This window comes from Nodularia sp. UHCC 0506 (assembly GCF_034931045.1).
Classification (GTDB): Bacteria; Cyanobacteriota; Cyanobacteriia; order Cyanobacteriales; family Nostocaceae; genus Nodularia.
On sequence record NZ_JAYGHH010000003.1, the window covers coordinates 132,741 to 136,047 of the forward strand.

Annotated in this window: 3 protein-coding genes; all 3 read right to left on the reverse strand. The window is 41.3% G+C overall.

Features of this window, described 5'->3' with window-relative positions; genetic code table 11:
- Positions 1-255 precede the first annotated feature (255 nt).
- On the reverse strand, positions 256-1,473 hold the full coding sequence (locus VB654_RS03780) for a 4-hydroxy-3-methylbut-2-enyl diphosphate reductase (protein WP_323212111.1): 1,218 nt from the start codon (positions 1,471-1,473) through the stop codon (positions 256-258).
- 102 nt (positions 1,474-1,575) lie between these two features.
- Positions 1,576-2,334 carry an SGNH/GDSL hydrolase family protein gene (locus tag VB654_RS03785; RefSeq protein WP_323212112.1) on the reverse strand — a complete coding sequence of 253 codons (759 nt, stop codon included), beginning with the start codon at positions 2,332-2,334 and terminating at the stop codon, positions 1,576-1,578.
- Between the two features lie 397 nt (positions 2,335-2,731).
- The coding region (locus VB654_RS03790; RefSeq protein WP_416235654.1) for an ammonium transporter at positions 2,732-3,307 on the reverse strand (576 nt) is incomplete at its 5' end.

Consider the following 3,307-nt stretch of genomic DNA (forward strand, 5'->3'; position numbering starts at 1 on the left):
AGTCAAAACAATTGGTGCTTTTCACGATGAGTTGGGGATACATGGTCAAAATCTAGCTTTATCTCAGGTTCCTGGCCATTTGATACCGGAAATTTTACCAAGATTGTAGTTATAGCAAAGTGCTGAGTACAAACCAAGTAAGGGCGGGTTTATTAAAATTATTATTAGTAATTGAGCATATCTGTAAACCTGCCCCTACCCACTCAGTACTCATTACTCAGTACTCATTACTCAGCACTCAGCACTCAGCACTCATTACTCAGCACTCATTACTGGTACTAATGCTTTTAATGTAAAAATCTTTTCCATCACGTCTTCTACTACTTTATCGGGAGTGGAAGCACCAGAAGTCACTCCTACAATAATTTTGCCATTAGGTAGCCAGTTTTGCGCGATCGCTAATTCTCCATTTAACTGACGATGTTCTATAGCATTTGCTGATTTAATCCGTTCCACACAATCAATGTGATAGGAAGGAATTTTTCTTTCAGCTGCAATTTGTTGTAATTGAGCCGTATTTGATGAATTAAATCCCCCAATTACTAGCATGAGGTCTAAATCTTGTTGTACTAATTCCAACATAGCATCTTGCCGTTCTTGAGTAGCATCACAGATGGTATTAAAGCTTTGGAAATGTTGATTTAACTCAATGGTTCCATACTTTTGCATCATCGTCCGTTCAAACAGCTTACCAATTTGCTCCGTTTCATCTTTGAGCATGGTGGTTTGGTTAGCAATCCCCACCCTTTGTAAGTCCTGGTCAGGGTCAAATCCTGCCGAACAAGCTTTGGCAAATTTTTGCAAAAATTCTTCCCGGTTGCCACCATTAAGAATATAATCTGCAACATATTGGGCTTCTTTTAAATTCAGCACAATCAGATATTTACCGGCGAAGGAACTGGTAGCAATTGTTTCTTCATGCTTATATTTACCGTGAATAATGGAAGTGTAAGCGACTTTTTTGTGCTTTTCCACGGTATTCCAAACTTTAGACACCCAAGGACAAGTGGTATCCACAATTTTGCATCCTTGATCGTGGAGGATTTGCATTTCTTGAACGCTGGCTCCAAATGCGGGTAGGATGACTACATCACCGGTCTGCACTACAGAAAAATCTTTTATCCCAGCTGCCATCGGCACAAAACCGATATTCATTTCCTGCATTCGCTGATTGACAGAGGGATTGTGAATAATCTCGTTGGTAATCCAGATGCGTTCTGTGGGGAAATGCTGACGGGTTTCATAAGCCATTGCGATCGCGCGTTCTACACCCCAGCAAAAACCAAAGGCTTGGGCTAGTCTGATGGTGACATCATCTCGTTGCAAGATGTAATTGCGATCGCGGATTTCTTGAATCAAGCTACTTTGATACTCAGATTGCAACTGGGTAGTCACTTCTGCTTTGTGACCAAATCCCTTCCGGTTGTAATTTTCTGAATGTTGGAGTGTACGTTTAAAAGCTTTTGTATCCATTGTTTGTATTGGCAATTTAAATCACTATTGTCTTATTTTCTCGTGCTAAGACACGATTTTATAGGCTATCTGAAAATATTCCGTAGAAATTAACTCTACTTCTTACTTCCTACTCCCTACCTCCATATTGCTATACATTTGTAACGCAGTCCGCCAAACTAGATAACCTGTAGAATTCAGATGTAAACCATCTGTAGTAAATTCACGGCGGAGATTACCCTGCTGGTTAGTAAATAAAGGATACAAGTCAAGGTATTTCACACCGACTTGAGTAGCCATGTTTTGTATTTGTTGATTTAATTGGCGAATCCGACTGTTAGAAATTTTCAGCAGTTTATCTTTTCCCTCCCAAGTTGCTTCTTCATCTCCATGAGGCAAAATCGACTGGACAACAATTTGTGCTTGCGGATGGGTTTTACGGAGGTAAGCCATAATTTGCCGTTGATTTTCTATAATGACTCGATCACTTACTCCCCGAATCAAATCATTAATGCCAATCATTACAAAAATGACTTCTGGCTGAGTGCTGTCAAATACATCTAATCTTTTTAATAGTCCATCGCTGGATTCACCTGAAATGGCCTGATTAAGCCAATTTCGGTCTTCGGGTAACAACTCAGGCGGAAACCACAAACTCAGAGAATCTCCCATGAGGATGCTTAAACGTTGAGGTGGTTCTTCAGAGGCTACTTTGGCTTCTTGCTTGAGAATATCTACCCATTGCTGATAAGTGAGTTGATGACGGGGGCCTAAATCTGGTGTAGCGACTTGGGTTGGACGAACTTGTTTTGGGGAGAGTGGATTGCCAAGAACAGCCTTAAATCGCTGCTGTTGCCAAATGAGCAAGATGACCGCCAACATTAGTATGCTGTTGGTTACTAGCAAGAAGAATCCCCAGAGAGGAAAGGTTTTTGCAGAAGTTGACACGAATAGCAAAATATACCAATGATTTGACTCAGATTTTAAATCCTCTACGTCAATATGTCATTAGTAATGAGTGCTGAGTGCTGAGTTAATGAGTGCTGAGTGCTGAGTGCTGAGTGCTGAGTCATGAGTCATGAGTGTTGAGTGTTGAGTGCTGAGTGTTGAGACGCGACTTATCCCGTCTTTACTAAAATTTACAGAAAAAATTTTGCATGAAAAAACCCGCCACTAGGATCAATGTCAAAAATCTCATGGGCGGGTGATCAGCAATCAATCTGCTAAATGGAGTCATTAATACGAGGTATACACCCTTAAAAACTAATGACCAATGACATTAATATTTGTCTTGTGATACTCCAGATGAACCATATCCTTCAGGAAATCCACCAGGACTAGTTTCTGTGACAAATCCATTGTATGCTTCCATACCGTGTTCGCTGATATCCAAACCTTCTAATTCTTCTTCACGAGAGACTCGGATACCTAAAGTAGACTTGAGTAATAGCCAGAAGATACTGCTAACAACAACTGTCAGACCACCGACACTCAGAATACCTACCAGTTGAATAAATAACTGTCCCAAACCACCACCGGCAAATAAACCCGCAGTGGGTCCAGCACCTTCACCATACCAGGAATAAACACCGGGGCCGACAGACCAGAGTCCAACTGCTAGAGTTCCCCAGATACCACAAACTAGGTGAACTGATGTTGCGCCTACTGGGTCATCAATACGAATTTTGTCAAAGAGTGTGACGGAGAAGACTACAATAACTCCGGCAATAAAGCCGATGAGTAAAGAAGCAGGAATACCTACGTAAGCACAAGGGGCTGTAATTGCTACCAAGCCAGCCAATACGCCGTTGATAATCATTGATAGGTCTGGTTTACCTAAGTAAATCCAAGCTGT

What these genes read in the sequence shown, in the direction of transcription:
- VB654_RS03780 (WP_323212111.1), bottom strand. Translation starts at nt 1,473, where the DNA reads ATGGATACAAAAGCTTTTAAACGTACACTCCAACATTCAGAAAATTAC.
- VB654_RS03785 (WP_323212112.1), bottom strand. Translation starts at nt 2,334, where the DNA reads ATGTTGGCGGTCATCTTGCTCATTTGGCAACAGCAGCGATTTAAGGCT.